Genomic DNA, 14,747 nt, shown 5'->3' with positions numbered 1-14,747 from the left:
CAGCGCGCGAGCGGCGCTAGTAGCGATAGTGCGCGTAGCGACGCACCAGCCAGGAAAGACGAGAGGGGGAACGAAGAAAAGTTCATTCGAAAACTATAACGGCTTTTAGTAGCGCGTGCAATGAGGCTTTCCGATGGCGTCCATAGGCGGCGCGCTTGCGCCAAACGCGCTTGGGACAAAATGCATGCGCGAAAAAAAAGCCTGCGTTCACGAGGAAGCAGGGCTTTTTTGATCCGACGCGAGCGGCGATCAGTATCCGCCGAGCGTTGCGCTCACGCGCTGACGCAATTCGCTGCCGTCGCCGATCTGCGCATTCTCGATACGGCGCGCGCCCTGGAAACGCTGTTCCCAGTAGCCGCTTTCCATGTCGTCGACGCGGATGGTGCTGCCCGTCGACGGCGAATGCACGAATTTGTTGTCCCCGATATAGATGCCCACGTGCGAGAACGAGCGGCGCATGGTGTTGAAGAAGACGAGGTCGCCCGGCTTCAGGTCCGACACGCGAACCTTTTCGCCGACGCGGCTCATTTCCTCGGCGCGGCGCGGCAGCGTCATCCCGAGCGTGTCCTGGAAGACGTAACGCACGAAGCCGCTGCAATCGAGACCGGAGTCCGGCGTGTTGCCGCCCCAACGATAACGCACGCCGATCATGTTGAGCGCGCCGACGACGACGTCGCCCGCCTTGCTCGCCATGCCGGAAAGAAACGCCTTCGCGCCGCCGGGCGCGCTCGCCGTGTCCGGCGTGGCTGCGACATCGATGGCTTTGGAAGAGGTGAAACTGCCGTTGCCGGCATTCTGGCTGTTACTGCTGACTTCGTCGGCGAACGCGACGGAAGTGGTGGTCATCAGAAGGCCGATCAACATGCCGGCGGCCGCGCGCGCGCATGTCTGAGTCAACGTTAGTGGCTGCATCGGTCGGTAGAATTTACAATTAAAGACTGAAAAATCAGTGAGATATGCGAAAAGTTGAACGCATACTAGCCACAAAGTATTTAACTGTCAAAAGAAATAGAAAAATACAATGGACACGCACACGCAATTGACGAAAAAGAAAGATTTTTAGGAATTCAGGGCTGCCGCCAGCAGCTTTCGTGTGTATTCGTCGGATGGTTTCGCAAAAATCTTCTCTACGTCACCCGCTTCCACGACATTTCCATCTCTCATCACCGCCACCCGGTGCGCCATGGCGCCGATCACCTTCAGATCGTGGCTAATGAACACGTACCCAAGGTTGTGCTTTCGCTGTATATCGGCGAGCAGCGCCAGAACTTGAGTCTGGATTGAGACATCGAGTGCGCTCGTCGGTTCGTCGAGAATCAAAATACTCGGCTCGAGCACGAGCGCACGCGCGATGGCAATGCGCTGGCGCTGCCCGCCGGAGAACTCGTGCGGATAGCGCGTGAGCGCGGTTCGATCGAGGCCCACTTCGCGCAACACGGCGATGACTTTCGCGCGCCGGGCGGCGGCATCCAGTTCCGGCCGATGCAGCGCGAGCCCTTCCCCGACGATCCGCTCCACGGTCTGCCTCGGCGACAGCGAGCTGAACGGGTCCTGAAACACGACTTGCAAATTCGAGCGCAGCACGGTTTTTTCGCGTCCGCGAAAATCGTCGAGCGGCTTGCCCTGAAATTCGACGCTGCCGTGCGAAATGCGCTGCAGGCCGAGCAGCGCCATCGCGAGCGTCGACTTGCCCGAACCCGATTCCCCGACGATCCCGAGCGTTTCGCCCTGACGCACCGACAGCGTGACGTCGTCGACCGCCTTGAAGCGGCCGCGCTTGAACCATCCAGCGACGCCCGGAAGCCGCGTCGGATATTCCACGCGGACGTCTTTCGCATCGAGCAGCACGGGCGCGATCGGCAGCACCGGCAGCACGCTGCGCTTCGGCCGGCTCTGCAAGAGGCGCTGCGTGTACGGATGCTGCGGCGCCTCGAAGAGCGCGTCCACCGCGCCGCTCTCGACGAGCACGCCTTTTTCCATCACCGCGACGCGCTCGGCGAAGCGCCGCACGAGATTCAGATCGTGCGTGATGAGCAGCACCGCCATGCCGCGCTTCTCGGCTTCATCGCGCTGCAACTCCAGCAGCAATTCGACGATCTGCGCGCGGATGGTCACGTCGAGCGCGGTCGTCGGTTCGTCAGCGAGCAGGAGACGCGGGCGGCACGCGAGCGCCATCGCGATCATCACGCGCTGACGCTGCCCGCCCGAAAGCTGATGCGGATAACTGTCCACGCGCCGCTCCGGCTCGGTGATGCCCGTGCGAGCCAGCAGCGCGATCGCCCGCACACGCGCCTCGCGAGGCGTCGCGCCGTCGTGAAGCTGGATCGTTTCGCCGATCTGATCGCCCACCGTGTAGAGCGGATTGAGCGCCGTCATCGGCTCCTGGAAGATCATCGCGATGTCGGAGCCGCGCAGGCCGCGCATCGCGTGTTCGCTTTTCGTGAGCAACTCCTCGCCGGCGAAACGGATCGAGCCGGTCACTTCGGCGTCGCGGACGAGGCGCAGGATCGACAGCGCCGTCACGCTCTTGCCCGAACCGGATTCGCCGACGAGCGCGACACGTTCGCCCGCGCGGATGTCGAGGCTCACGCCGTCGACGGCGAGCGTGTCGCCGAAGCGCACGCGCAGATTGTCGATGGACAACAAGGCTTCGCTCACTGCCCGCCTCCCGCTTTCACCGCATCCGCGATGCGCGTGTCGAGCGCGTTGCGCAACGCGTCGCCCATGAACGTGAGCAACAGCAGCGTCGCGACGAGCACGCCGAAGGTCGATAGCGAGATCCACCACGCGTCGAGATTGGCCTTGCCCTGCGCGAGCAGTTCGCCGAGCGATGGCGTCGGCGACGGCACGCCCAGACCGAGAAAATCGAGGCTCGTGAGCGCGAGAATCGCGCCGCTCATGCGAAACGGCAGGAACGTGATCACAGGCGTCAGGCTATTGGGCAACACGTGGCGCCAGATGATCTGCCAATTGGAGAGCCCCATCGCGCGGGCGGCGCGCACGTAGTCCTGCGTGCGATTGCGCAGGAATTCCGCACGCACGTAGTCCGACAGGCCGATCCAGCCGAACAGCGACAACAGCACGATCAGCAGCACGAGACTCGGCTCGAAAATCGACGCGAAGATGATGAGCAGATAAAGCTCCGGCAACGCGCTCCAGATTTCGATGAGCCGCTGCCCGACGATATCCGTCCTTCCGCCGAAGTAGCCCTGCACCGCGCCCGCCACCACGCCGAGCACCGTGCCGATGGCGGTCAGCACCAGCGCGAAGAGCACCGACACGCGAAACCCGTAAAGCAGCCGAGCGAAGACGTCGCGGCCGCGATCGTCGGTGCCGAGCCAGTTTTCGCGCGATGGCGGCGCGGGATTCGAGCCCTTCGAGAAATAGTTGAGCGTGTCGTAGTAGTAGTGATTCGGCGGATACACCGCGAAGTTGCCCGGCGCGTTGAAGCGGTCGCGCACGAAGGGATCGAGATAATCGGCGGGCGTCGGGAAGTCGCCGCCGAACGTCGTCTCGGCGTACGTCTTCACGAGCGGAAAATAGAGCTGCCCCTGATACCGCACGACGAGCGGCTTGTCGTTCGACCACAGCGGTCCCGCGAGACTCAGGACGAACGCCGCGACGAACACGACGAGACTCCAGTAGCCCAGCCGATTGCGCCTGAAGCGCAGCCACACGCGCCGCCCGGGCGTCATCGAGACTTCGCTCGAAAGCGGCTGGGCGTCGCTGGCGGTCGCGGCGCGGCGCGGCGATGCGGCTCGATTCAAGGTCAGCGCTCCAGTTGCTCGAATTGAATGCGCGGATCGACCCAGACATAACAGAGGTCCGAGATGAGCTTCGTCGCGAGCCCGATCAGCGTGAAGAGATACAGCGTGCCGAGCACGACCGGATAGTCGCGCCGCACCACGGATTCATAGGAAAGCAAGCCGAGCCCGTCGAGCGAAAAGAGCGTTTCGATCAGCAGGCTGCCCGTGAAGAACGCGCCGATGAATGCCGCCGGAAAGCCGACGATCAGCGGCAAAAGCGCGTTGCGGAACACGTGCTTCCACAGCACGCGCCGCTCGGAAAGCCCTTTGGCGCGCGCGGTCAGCACGTACTGCTTGCGAATTTCATCGAGAAATGCGTTCTTCGTGAGCATCGTGACGATGGCGAAGCTGCCCACCACCGACGCCACCACGGGCAACGTGATGTGCCAAAGGTAATCGACGACCTTTCCGCCGAGCGAGAGCGTCGCCCAGTTATCGGAAGTCAGGTTGCGCAGCGGGAAAAGCTGCAGGAACGATCCGCCGCCGAGCAGCACGAGCAAAAGCACGCCCAGCACGAAGCCGGGAATCGCGAAACCGATGAGCACGATGAGACTCGTGGCGACATCAAAACGCGAGCCGTTTTTCACCGCCTTCGCGATGCCGAGCGGCACCGATATCAGATACGTGATGAAGAACGTCCATAAGCCGATGCTGATCGACACCGGCAGCTTCGACACGATCAGCGACCACACGCTCTGATGCCGGAAGTAGCTGTCGCCGAGATCGAAGCGCGCGAACTTGCCGAGCATGGAGAGATAGCGTTCGAGCGGCGGCTTGTCGAAGCCGTAGAGCGCCTTGAGTTGCGCGATCTGCTGCGCATCGACGCCGGTATGCGCGCGCATCCCGAAGCCCGCGCCGCCCCCGCCCCCTTCCGCGTTGCCGCGCCGCAAGTCGTGCACGGCCTGCTCGACTGGGCCGCCCGGCACGAACTGGATCACGACGAACGTGAGCGTGAGCACGCCGATGAGCGTCGGGATCATCAAGAGAATGCGTTTGGCGATGTAGCTCCACATGGCTCGTCCTTTATTTCGAAGCGCCGGCGGGCTGCTTCCACCACGTCGACAGCACCCATTCGTCCGCTGTGTAGTAGAGCGGCAGCGTCGCGGGATAGCCAAGCGTGTTGCGATAAGCAATGCGATGCGTCGCCGAGTACCAGTGCGGCACCACGTAGTAACCGTGCATCAGCACGCGATCGAGCGCGTGTGTCGCGTCCACGAGCTGCTCGCGCGTCTGCGCGCCGACGACCTTTTGCAGGATCGCATCGATAGCCGGCGACTTCACGCCCGCGAGGTTGTCCGAGCCCTGCTCGTCGGCGTATCGGCTGGCGAAGCGCGATACCTGCTCCGTGCCGGGCACCTGCACGTCGGGCAGACGCACGCTCGTCATGTCGAAGTCGAACGCGTCGAGGCGCTTCTGGATCAGCGCGTAATCGACGGTGCGAAAGTTCATCGTGATGCCGAGCTTCTGCAGATTGCGCCCGAACGCGGCGGCGACCGGCTCCATCGACGCCCCGCCGCCCGTATCGTCCAGTATCTCGAAGACGAACGGCTGACCCTTCGCGTTACGCAGCGCGCCATCGCGATACGTCCATCCGGCTTGCGCCAGCAACTCGCGCGCCTTGATCAGATTGGCGCGCAGCGAACCGGGCGGATCGGTGTCCGGCTGCTTCGGCATTTCGCCGAACACGGCGGGATCCAGCTTCTTGCGCAGCGGCTCGAGAATGGCGAGTTCGCCTTCGCTCGGCGTGCCTTTCGCCTGCAGATCCGTATTGACGAAGAAACTGTCCGTGCGCTTGTACTGATTGAAGAACAACTGGCGGTTGAGCCACTCGAAGTCGAGCGCGAGATCCAGCGCCTGCCGCACGCGCACGTCCTTGAAGAGCGGCCTGCGCAGGTTCATGAAGAAGCCCTGCATGCCGGTGCCGTTGTGATGCGGAAACTCGCGCTTGATGAGTTCGCCGCTGTCGAAGCGCTTGCCGATGTCCCGCCGCACCCAGCTTCGCGCGACATTCTCGACGAGCACGTCGTACTCGCCTGCCTTGAACGCTTCGAGCCGCGCGGTGGCGTCCGAGTACAGCTTGTAGTCGATGCGCGCGAAGTTGTGCGTGCCGATTCGCACCGGCAGCGACCTGCCCCAGTAGTTCGGATCGCGCTTGTAGGTGATCGTGCGGCCGTTGTCGAAGCTGTCGATGACGTAATCGCCGCTCGCGATCGGCTTCTCGAACGCGAGCTGATCGAACGGAACGCGCGTGCCGTCCGCCCGCATGCCCCACTTGCGCGAGAACACCGGCATGCCGCCCGCGAGCAGCGGCATTTCGCGCGTTGCGACCTTGAATTCGAAGCGGATCGTCAGCCGGTCCACGACGACCGCGCGCGCGATCTGCCCGAAGTACACGGAAAACTGCGGCGCGGCCTTCGGACTTTTCAGCGTCTCGAACGAGAACTTGACGTCCTCGGCCGTGACGGGATCGCCATTGGTGAAGCGCGCTTTCGGATTGATGTGGAAGGTCGCCGAAAGGCCATCGGGTGCGACGGCGATGTCGTCGGCAAGCAGGCAATACGCGCTCGCCACTTCGTCGGAACTGCCCGTCGTCAGGCTTTCGAACATCAGCCCGAGACCCGGCGCGGGATTGCCGCGCAGCGTGAACGGATTGAACTTGTCGAAGCTCGTCAGACGGTTCGGATTCGCGAGCACGAGCGTGCCGTCGCGCGGGGCGTCGGGATTGACGTAGTCGAAGTGCCTGAAGCCAGGCGGATATTTCGGCTCGCCGTACTGCGCGATGGCGTGCGCCGCGTGCGCCGGACTGCCCGAACTCGACGCGATCCATGCCGCGAGCGCGAGCGCCATGCACTTGCCCCATGCGGGCGATGATGGGATCGGCGTGGCGGTCGTCGTCAGCCCGGTCATAGGCTCCTTGCGAGATAAATGATGGCCCCGGCGCGATGAATAACGCAGCGTGCGAAGCCGTGAGACAGGCCGGACCGCAGTGTCGATGTGAGAGAATTCTACCCAATCAAAACGCCATCCGGTTTCGGCGCATGGCTGGCCCCTTAGCACGATGCCTGCCCGCCCCGCCGAACCGATGCGCCCTGCACCCGACGCGAAGCGCGCACTCGCAATGAACGGCGACCCGCCGCGCGCCTCGCGTGACATTGACACTCAAGGAGCATTCATGGGCTTTCTCGCTGGAAAACGAATTCTGCTGACGGGCTTGCTGTCGAACCGCTCGATCGCATACGGCATCGCGCAGGCCTGCAAGCGCGAAGGCGCGGAACTGGCGTTCACGTATGTCGGCGAGCGCTTCAAAGACCGCATCACCGAATTCGCGACGGAGTTCGGCAGCGACATGATCTACCCGTGCGACGTGGGCAGCGACGCGGAAATCGACGCCCTCTTCGCCGCGCTGAAGGAACGCTGGGGCACGCTCGACGGCATCGTGCATTCCATCGGCTTCGCGCCGCGCGAAGCGATCGCGGGCGACTTCCTCGAAGGCATGACGCGCGAGAACTTCCGCATCGCCCATGACATCTCCGCGTACAGCTTCCCGGCGCTCGCCAAGGCCGCGCAGTCGATGCTGTCCGACAATGCGTCGCTCCTCACGCTCAGCTATCTCGGCGCCGAGCGCGCGATTCCGAACTACAACACGATGGGTCTCGCGAAGGCATCGCTCGAAGCGAGCGTGCGCTATCTCGCGGCATCGCTCGGAAGCAAGGGCGTGCGCGTGAACGGCATTTCGGCCGGCCCGATCAAGACGCTCGCGGCAAGCGGCATCAAGAGCTTCGGCAAGATTCTCGATTTCGTCGAAGACAACGCGCCGCTCAAGCGCAACGTGACGATCGAGCAAGTGGGCAACGTCGCGGCGTTCCTGCTGTCAGAACTGGCGAGCGGCGTGAGCGCGGAAATCGTGCACGTCGATTCCGGCTTCCACGCGGTCGTCGGCGGAATGGCGGGCATCGGCGAGTAAGGCCCGCGGCATTTGCCGCACTGTCCGGTTCATGCAAAAGGGCTGCTTTCGTTCGGAAGCGGCCCTTTTGCCGTTCAGTGGTGTCCGTGGCCGTTGCCGTGACCGTTTCCATGGCCGTGACCGTGTTTGTCGTGGCCGCGCCCGTAACCGTGATGCCGATCCCAGTCGCCGCGGCTCCAGTAGCGCCGGCCGTCCCAGTAACGGTCGCCGTGCCAACCGATCACGATGGCCGGTTGCGCATACATCGGCGCGGGCCGCGGCGCATACACGACAGGCGGCGGAGGCGGCGCGTACACCGGCGTCGGCGCGACATACACCGGCGCAGGCGTGCCGATATTGACGCCCACGTGGACATCGGCGGCATTGGCCAGGCCGGCCGTCGTGGCGCATGCCGTGACAATCGATACGCTCGTGAAGATTCGCCCCGTCAGTTTGGCTTTCATACGTTTTGTCCTCGTGTTCTGGTTGTTCGCGTACGACAAAATATAACGGCAAGCTTTCAACGCGATATTTCAGCTTTGTAAGTTGCTTTGCCGCCGAACGTAATGTCAGAGGAAAGCTTACCTTTTGTTACATTCTGTCGCCACAGGCCAACAGGGTGACGCGCGGTAATCGGCGGCCGGAAACGAAAAAACCACCCTCGCGGGTGGTTTTTTCTCATTGACCGGAGCGTTCGCGGCTCAGTGCCAGCCGTGGCGCCCGTGATCCCCGTGATCCCCGTGATCCCCATGTTCCTCGTGCCCGTACGCGTGACCGCGTCCGTTGTGACGATACCAGTCGTCGCGATCCCAATAACGGCGGCCGTCCCAGTAATGATCGCCGTGCCAGCCGATCACGACGGCCGGTTGCGCGTACATCGGCGCGGGCGCATACACGACGGGCGGCGGAGGCGGCGCGTACACAGGCGCCGGCGCGACATACACAGGCGCGGGAACCCCGATGTTCACGCCCACGGAAACTCCCGCCATCGCCGCACCCGACAGCGTCAGACCGCCGATGACGAGCGCGTAGGCCACGGAAGCCTTCGAAACCTTGTTCATGTGATGCCTTACCTCGATGGGTTGTTTGTTGTGTCGGACCGACTATAGCGAAGAATGGCGCGGCGAGTGTTTGACTTGGTAACGTCCTATTACCGGCTCGGAACTTACGAAAACGCAAGGATTTATCCGAAAGTCGCTAAGCTCGCCCCGCTTCTAATTTCCCCCGACCGCCTGATTCGCCTCGCACGCGCCACTGATTCACATCACGACTGGCTTTCTATCTACCTTCGTCTGCAGAATAGGAATTTTCGGATAGCTTACGGCGCGGCGCCCATTGAGGATTGCGCCCGTCCGCGAACGCTTGCGGACCGACAATCACAACAGATCACAAAGGTAGACCATGAAATTCTCTCGCTTGGCATTGGGCGCTTCCGCTATCGCAGCGGCCGTGGTGACGCTCGCATCGTGCGGCAGCGTCGCCAATATGAATCCCGACGCGCTGCTCCAATCGGGCCAGATGGCCACTCAGGCGTTCTCGCTCAGCGACAGCGACGTCCGCGCGCTCTCCGACAAGTCCTGCGCGCAGATGGACGCCGAAAGCAAGATCGCGCCGGCATCGAGCCAGTACGCGCAGCGCCTGAACCGCATCTCGAAGCAACTGGGCGACAACATCAACGGCGTGCCGGTCAACTACAAGGTCTACATCACGAAGGACGTCAATGCGTGGGCGATGGCGAACGGCTGCGTGCGCGTCTACAGCGGCCTGATGGACATGATGAACGACGACGAAGTGCGCGGCGTCGTCGGTCACGAGATGGGCCACGTGGCGCTCGGCCACACGAAGAAGGCGATGCAGCTCGCCTATGCGACGTCGGCGGCGCGCTCGGTGGCGTCGCAGGCTGGCGGCGTGGTCGGCAGCCTGTCGTCTTCGCAACTCGGCGATCTGTCGGAGAAGTTCATCAACGCGCAGTTCTCGCAGTCGCAGGAAAGCGCCGCGGACGATTACTCGTTCGACCAGCAGAAGAAGAAGGGCTACAACCCGGCCGGTCTCGTGACGGCGTTCCAGAAGCTGGCGGCGCTGGATGGCGGCAAGTCGAGCATGCTCAGCTCGCATCCGTCGTCGCCTTCGCGCGCGAAGCATATCGAAGAGCGGATTGCTTCGAGCAAGTAAGCGCGGTATCGGCGGTACGGCCGGCGGCTGCCATGCCGCCGGTTGTCGATGGCGCGGGCGGTGGTTACTCGTGCTTCTAGATCGCGGTTCACGCATGCACGTCGAAAAGAAAGCAGAACGAATCGTTTCTGTTTTGCCCATGAACAAAAAGCCCCGCAAGTCTTTCGACTTGCGGGGCTTTCTTCCTACCACTGGCGGAGACGGAGACCGACATAACAAGGTCCAGCATGTTCCGGAAAATTCCGCAATCTCCCTTTGACTTAATAACTTACCTTTCGCATTTGTCCGTTTGAGTCTGCATTATTGCAGCACTGTCCGCCGTTCGCCGAGGGCTGATCGGCTGAAAAATCGCATCGACGGACAAACAAGCGAAAGCGTTACGACCGGACGATAAATCGGTATTCGATGGCAAGGTAACGAGGCTCTTCCTCACACCGACCAAGACCGGCAATAAGTGGACGTTCCGCTTCACCAGCCCGATAACGGGAAAGCGTCGCGATGCAGGCCTCGGCACATATCCAAACACATCGATCGCGGACTCCCGCGAGAAGGCGCTCGCCATGTGCAAGATTCTCGATTCTGGGGACGATCCTATCGAGCAGCGCAACCGCGAACGCGAGGTCGCCGCTGCTGCCGCCGCTGCGCTCAGCTTTGAGAAGGCAGCGCGCGAACTGTACGAGGAACTGAAACCGGGCTGGAAGAACGCGAAACACGCCGATCAGTGGATCAACACGCTACAGACGTACGTCTTTCCGAAGATCGGCGCGAAGAAGCTGAACGCGATTAAGCCCGCCGATTGCGCGGACGTGCTGCGTCTCATCTGGCTCGAAAAACAAGAAACCGCCTCCCGCACGCGCCAATGAGTGCACGCGGTCATGCAATGGGCTTGGGGCGCTTGGCCACATTGCAGCGAATCCCGTTAGCGTGGTCGATCACATCCTGCCCAAGCAGACGGGCAAGAAGGAACGTCAGCCCGCGATGCCGTGCGCGACGTGCGCACATTCGTGAAGAAGCATGTCGCTGAATTCCAGCAAGCCGAAGCCACGCGCGCCGCCCTGATGTTTCTGAGTCTGACGGCGGCGCGCGGCGGCGAACGTGGCGCGACGTGGGGCGGATTCGACCTTAAAGCGGGTATCTGGACCGTACCGTGCGAGCGGATGAAGGCAAAAGAGCCGCACCGCGTTCCGCTCTCGACGGCGGCGCTCGCGCTCGTCAAGAAAGGGCGGCGCATGTATTTGGGCTGGCAGGTTGACTCGGTGGCCGTCCACAAAAAAGCCGCCTATTGATGAATTTTGCTGCCGGAAAGCAACTAGACGTCGCGCGTGTAAGGGCGCAAATCGACAACAACAGCTTCCTTACACATTAGCCGTATATCAAGGCCAACATTTGGAGTAAGGTCAAGTTGGATCAAACCTTCCGGCGTTTTTGCAAGCGTCATTTCCATAATCGTTGCTTCTTCCACCATACCGTTCACGTCGATATCCGACACTTGAATATCCAGAAAATCTAGTACCGCTATGTAATCCGGATGACCCGAAACGGGCGGTGCACCATACCGGTTGTGAAACACCTCCAGCCGAAGGTCCAGCAATTCGCGTGTGCGATTTCCCGGCAACGGAAGGCCGCTCACCCCTTCATGAGTTCGCCGGATTCTCTGCAAACAGAGTGAGCGTACGGCGGAATCGTGAAAAGAAGAATATCCACCAAGGACCAATTCAAGCCAATTACCACCCTTGGCAAGATGCCAGCCCCATGTCTTGTTTGCGTTGCTCATAAGGGTCCTTTATTCTGCACGCGCCTAGTCAAAGTTGATCGGTGACATCGGAAGATGCGTGTTGTCCCGCACACCGTCAGAAAAATTGTGTCCGTGCGGTTCGCCGTGGCTTCCATGATATTGCGCCGAAAGATTGCCGTCTGAATCGAAGTAATCCACGTCTTGGCCATTGGGGTTAATGGCGAAGCCCCCCGGCTCGTTTCCCGTCATACGAACTCCCCGCGCCGCGACTTGTTCCTCATCGCCGTCCGGCATATCAGGCTGATAGTCGAACGGCTGAGCATCGCCAAGCGGGGTTGAATCGTCCGACACATCGCCATCGGCTGAATCGTCAGCCATGCTCTCGGCAAGGTCCGGCGTATCGTCGCTGACGTCCGAGTCATCGTCACCCCCACCAAGCAACCCTCCCGCCGCCGCCTCGACCGCGCCAAGCCAATCAGCCCCGCCGTTTGAACCGGCGGCATTGCTCGCGCTCGCGGCAACCGGAACATAGGGCGTGCGGTCGATAAAGTATCCGCTCGCATCAAGTGGTACGAAGTAGCCGTTACCGACCCCGTAGACGGTCGGCTTCGGGTCCGGCGCTCGCTTCGGCCAGCTTTGCGGCGCGTAGGCCCGGCTCACCCGCCGACTACCCCGCCACGCCCGGTTAATAGCGGGAATGAGCGAGCCATCGCGCACCGCGCCGCGAAGGATGCGCGTCACGCCTTCCCCATCGACCGGCGCGGCCAGGCGCGAGATACGCAGATGTTCGCTGATAAACGCGGCATAGGCGCTGAAGTCACTACAGGCGCGCGCCGCGCGGCGGCTCGTGTCAACCCGGAAAAGCCGGTCGAAGTCTCCCCGGTCCTGCTCAATCTGTTCTTCGCGACCCTTGCGCGCTTTCTGACGCTCCTCATAGGAGAGTGTCCAGCCGCGATCAACGTCCTGCACGTCACGGGCAGGCACGAGCGAGCATTGCCAGTCGCTCGTCAGCGGCACATAGAGAGCATTGTACGAATGCCCCCATTCTGGAAACGACATGTCATCTCCGTCTGGTTTGTGGTCATAATCCGGGCAGTACGCCGAGTGTTCTACTCCATGTTGCGGACTACCCGCCCTTTTTCGGGGTCTCAGCGTACCCCGCATTCGCGGCCAGATTTGCAAAAGAAGGTCAAGCTTTTGACCGTCCGCAATGGCGCTCCCCTACCGGGGCCGTGCTATCAGAATGGGAGTGGTCCTATAAGCGCCCGTAAAGGATCACGCAATTCAGAACCGGCTAGAGTCAGCCAGAACATTCCGCCGTAGCGTTTCACCAACAGTCGACTTCCCGTCGTAAGGACAACAGAACTAGTCTGAACGGTGCCCGCTGATGGGCTAAATGATGGGCCAGAAAAGCAAAAGCCCCGCAAGTCTTTCGACTTGCGGGGCTCTCTTCCTACCACTGGCGGAGACGGAGGGATTCGAACCCTCGATCCAGTTTTTAGCCAGATGCTCCCTTAGCAGGGGAGTGCCTTCGACCTCTCGGCCACGTCTCCCAAACTTTTCGTTGCACCGGGAGTGCAGTGCAACGAGATCGAGATAATAGCGTGTTCGCCGGCAGCGGTCAAATTCACATGACGATTTTTTTCCAATCGATCGACTTCGATTGTCCCCGCCGCCAGTGAGCGCAATCAAACGCAATCAAGCGCGATCCAGCTCGAACGCCTTGTGCAGCGCGCGCACGGCCAGCTCGGTGTATTTCTCGTCGATCAGCACGGAAATCTTGATTTCGGACGTCGAGATCATCTGGATGTTGATGCCCTCTTCCGACAACGTGCGGAACATGGTGCTCGCGATGCCCACGTGCGAACGCATGCCCACGCCCACCACCGAAACCTTCGACACCTTCGGATCGCCCAGCACGGTTTCCGCCTGAACGTGGCCCTTCACTTGGCCGTTCAGAATTTCCAGCGCACGCTGATAATCGCCGCGGCCGACCGTGAACGTGAAATCGGTTTTGCCGTTCACGCTCTGGTTCTGAATGATCATGTCGATGTCGATGTTCGCATCGGCCACCGGCCCGAGAATCTGATACGCGACGCCCGGCTTGTCGGGCACGCCCATGACCGCGATGCGCGCTTCGTCGCGCTGGAACGCGATGCCAGAAATCACTGCTTTTTCCATGTTCTCGTCTTCTTCAAAAGTAATCAGGGTGCCCGAGTGCATCTCTTCGTCGAGTGCCATCAGCGGGTCGGTCAGGCTGGAGAGCACGCGCGTCTTCACCTGATACTTGCCGGCAAACTCCACCGAGCGGATCTGCAGAACCTTCGAGCCCAGGCTCGCCATTTCCAGCATTTCCTCGAAAGTCACGCGATCGAGCCGGCGCGCATCGTCGACGACGCGCGGATCGGTCGTGTAGACGCCATCGACGTCCGTGTAGATCAGGCATTCGTCCGCCTTCAGCGCCGCCGCGATCGCGACCGCCGACGTGTCCGAGCCGCCGCGTCCGAGCGTGGCGATATGGCCGTCCGGATCGACGCCCTGAAAGCCCGTGATGACCACGACCTTGCCCGCGTCGAGATCGTTCAGCACGCGCTCGCCGTCGATTTCGCTGATGCGCGCCTTCGTGAACGCGCTGTCCGTCTTGATCGGCACTTGCCAGCCGGCATAACTCACGGCGTCGAGGCCTTCGGCGTGCAGCGCGATGGCGAGCAGCCCCACGCTGACCTGCTCGCCCGTGGAGGCAATCATGTCGAGTTCGCGCGGGTCCGGGTTCGCCGTGATGTCTTTCGCGAGACCGAGCAGGCGGTTGGTTTCGCCGGACATCGCCGACGGCACGACGACCATCTTGTGGCCGGCCTTGTGCCATTTGGCGACGCGCTTGGCGACGTTCTTGATGCGCTCGACCGAGCCCATCGAAGTGCCGCCGTATTTGTGTACGATGAGTGCCATTGTCGTTTTGAACAGAAGGGAAAACCGCGCTGACGCGCTCAATGCAAGATGCTGTGCGTTGCGCTCGACGGCTTCGGGGATGGATGAAGCCAGCAACGATACGCGGGATGCCGCCGCATGCCCGCCTTGCGGTCGAAACTCA

Annotated in this window: 14 protein-coding genes and 1 tRNA gene; 4 read left to right on the top strand and 11 right to left on the bottom strand. The window is 61.8% G+C overall.

The features are described 5' to 3' along the window. Nucleotides 1-249: 249 nt before the first annotated feature. The 5 genes from AWB72_RS22305 to AWB72_RS22285 form a co-directional block, all read right to left on the bottom strand. Complete coding sequence (locus tag AWB72_RS22305; RefSeq protein ID WP_040051558.1) at nucleotides 250-912, bottom strand: C40 family peptidase; 663 nt, start codon at nucleotides 910-912, stop codon at nucleotides 250-252. 147 nt (nucleotides 913-1,059) lie between these two features. After that, complete coding sequence (locus tag AWB72_RS22300; protein ID WP_040051557.1) at nucleotides 1,060-2,658, bottom strand: ABC transporter ATP-binding protein; 1,599 nt, start codon at nucleotides 2,656-2,658, stop codon at nucleotides 1,060-1,062. Next, nucleotides 2,655-3,695 (bottom strand): ABC transporter permease, encoded by a 1,041-nt coding sequence (locus tag AWB72_RS22295; protein ID WP_250452035.1) that lies wholly within the window; start codon nucleotides 3,693-3,695, stop codon nucleotides 2,655-2,657. The genes AWB72_RS22300 and AWB72_RS22295 overlap by 4 nt, the downstream gene beginning before the upstream one ends. Before the next feature lie 74 nt (nucleotides 3,696-3,769). Beyond that, nucleotides 3,770-4,819: a microcin C ABC transporter permease YejB gene (locus tag AWB72_RS22290; protein ID WP_040051555.1), complete on the bottom strand. Its 1,050-nt coding sequence runs from the start codon at nucleotides 4,817-4,819 to the stop codon at nucleotides 3,770-3,772. A gap of 10 nt (nucleotides 4,820-4,829) precedes the next feature. Beyond that, nucleotides 4,830-6,653, bottom strand: a complete 1,824-nt coding sequence (locus AWB72_RS22285; RefSeq protein WP_040051636.1) for an extracellular solute-binding protein — start codon at nucleotides 6,651-6,653, stop codon at nucleotides 4,830-4,832. A 325-nt stretch (nucleotides 6,654-6,978) separates the two neighbouring features. On the opposite strand from AWB72_RS22285, the gene fabI reads away from it, so the two are divergent. Continuing rightward, nucleotides 6,979-7,770 (top strand): enoyl-ACP reductase FabI, encoded by a 792-nt coding sequence (fabI, locus tag AWB72_RS22280; protein ID WP_040051554.1) that lies wholly within the window; start codon nucleotides 6,979-6,981, stop codon nucleotides 7,768-7,770. A 74-nt stretch (nucleotides 7,771-7,844) separates the two neighbouring features. Here fabI and AWB72_RS22275 read toward each other — a convergent pair whose 3' ends face one another. Continuing rightward, nucleotides 7,845-8,213 carry a hypothetical protein gene (locus AWB72_RS22275; protein ID WP_040051553.1) on the bottom strand — a complete coding sequence of 123 codons (369 nt, stop codon included), beginning with the start codon at nucleotides 8,211-8,213 and terminating at the stop codon, nucleotides 7,845-7,847. A 237-nt stretch (nucleotides 8,214-8,450) separates the two neighbouring features. Further along, nucleotides 8,451-8,810 carry a hypothetical protein gene (locus tag AWB72_RS22270; protein WP_040051552.1) on the bottom strand — a complete coding sequence of 120 codons (360 nt, stop codon included), beginning with the start codon at nucleotides 8,808-8,810 and terminating at the stop codon, nucleotides 8,451-8,453. A gap of 340 nt (nucleotides 8,811-9,150) precedes the next feature. On the opposite strand from AWB72_RS22270, the gene loiP reads away from it, so the two are divergent. From loiP to AWB72_RS29515, 3 genes are all read left to right on the top strand, one after another. Further along, nucleotides 9,151-9,921: a metalloprotease LoiP gene (loiP, locus tag AWB72_RS22265; protein WP_040051551.1), complete on the top strand. Its 771-nt coding sequence runs from the start codon at nucleotides 9,151-9,153 to the stop codon at nucleotides 9,919-9,921. A gap of 347 nt (nucleotides 9,922-10,268) precedes the next feature. Next, nucleotides 10,269-10,784: a tyrosine-type recombinase/integrase gene (locus AWB72_RS29695; protein ID WP_084592989.1), complete on the top strand. Its 516-nt coding sequence runs from the start codon at nucleotides 10,269-10,271 to the stop codon at nucleotides 10,782-10,784. A 120-nt stretch (nucleotides 10,785-10,904) separates the two neighbouring features. Beyond that, the gene (locus AWB72_RS29515; RefSeq protein WP_052449988.1) at nucleotides 10,905-11,207 is read left to right on the top strand and encodes a tyrosine-type recombinase/integrase; all 303 of its coding nucleotides are present in this window, start codon (nucleotides 10,905-10,907) and stop codon (nucleotides 11,205-11,207) included. Between the two features lie 23 nt (nucleotides 11,208-11,230). On the opposite strand, the gene AWB72_RS22255 is transcribed toward AWB72_RS29515, so the two are convergent. The 4 genes from AWB72_RS22255 to AWB72_RS22240 all read right to left on the bottom strand — a co-directional run bounded on the left by AWB72_RS22255 (nucleotide 11,231) and on the right by AWB72_RS22240 (nucleotide 14,605). Next, nucleotides 11,231-11,695, bottom strand: coding sequence for a hypothetical protein (locus tag AWB72_RS22255; RefSeq protein ID WP_084592987.1), 465 nt, complete (start codon nucleotides 11,693-11,695; stop codon nucleotides 11,231-11,233). Between the two features lie 24 nt (nucleotides 11,696-11,719). Continuing rightward, nucleotides 11,720-12,715, bottom strand: coding sequence for a hypothetical protein (locus tag AWB72_RS29275; protein WP_208863169.1), 996 nt, complete (start codon nucleotides 12,713-12,715; stop codon nucleotides 11,720-11,722). A gap of 401 nt (nucleotides 12,716-13,116) precedes the next feature. Then, nucleotides 13,117-13,209 (bottom strand) — tRNA-Ser (locus AWB72_RS22245). A 145-nt stretch (nucleotides 13,210-13,354) separates the two neighbouring features. Continuing rightward, a complete protein-coding gene (locus AWB72_RS22240) occupies nucleotides 13,355-14,605 on the bottom strand; it encodes an aspartate kinase (RefSeq protein WP_040051548.1) in 1,251 nt (416 codons plus the stop codon). Nucleotides 14,606-14,747 lie beyond the last annotated feature (142 nt).

The organism is Caballeronia concitans (genome assembly GCF_001544615.1).
Classification (GTDB): domain Bacteria; phylum Pseudomonadota; class Gammaproteobacteria; order Burkholderiales; family Burkholderiaceae; genus Caballeronia; species Caballeronia concitans.
Note: the sequence above shows the minus strand (reverse complement) of the source record. Positions and strands in the feature narration are given on the sequence as shown.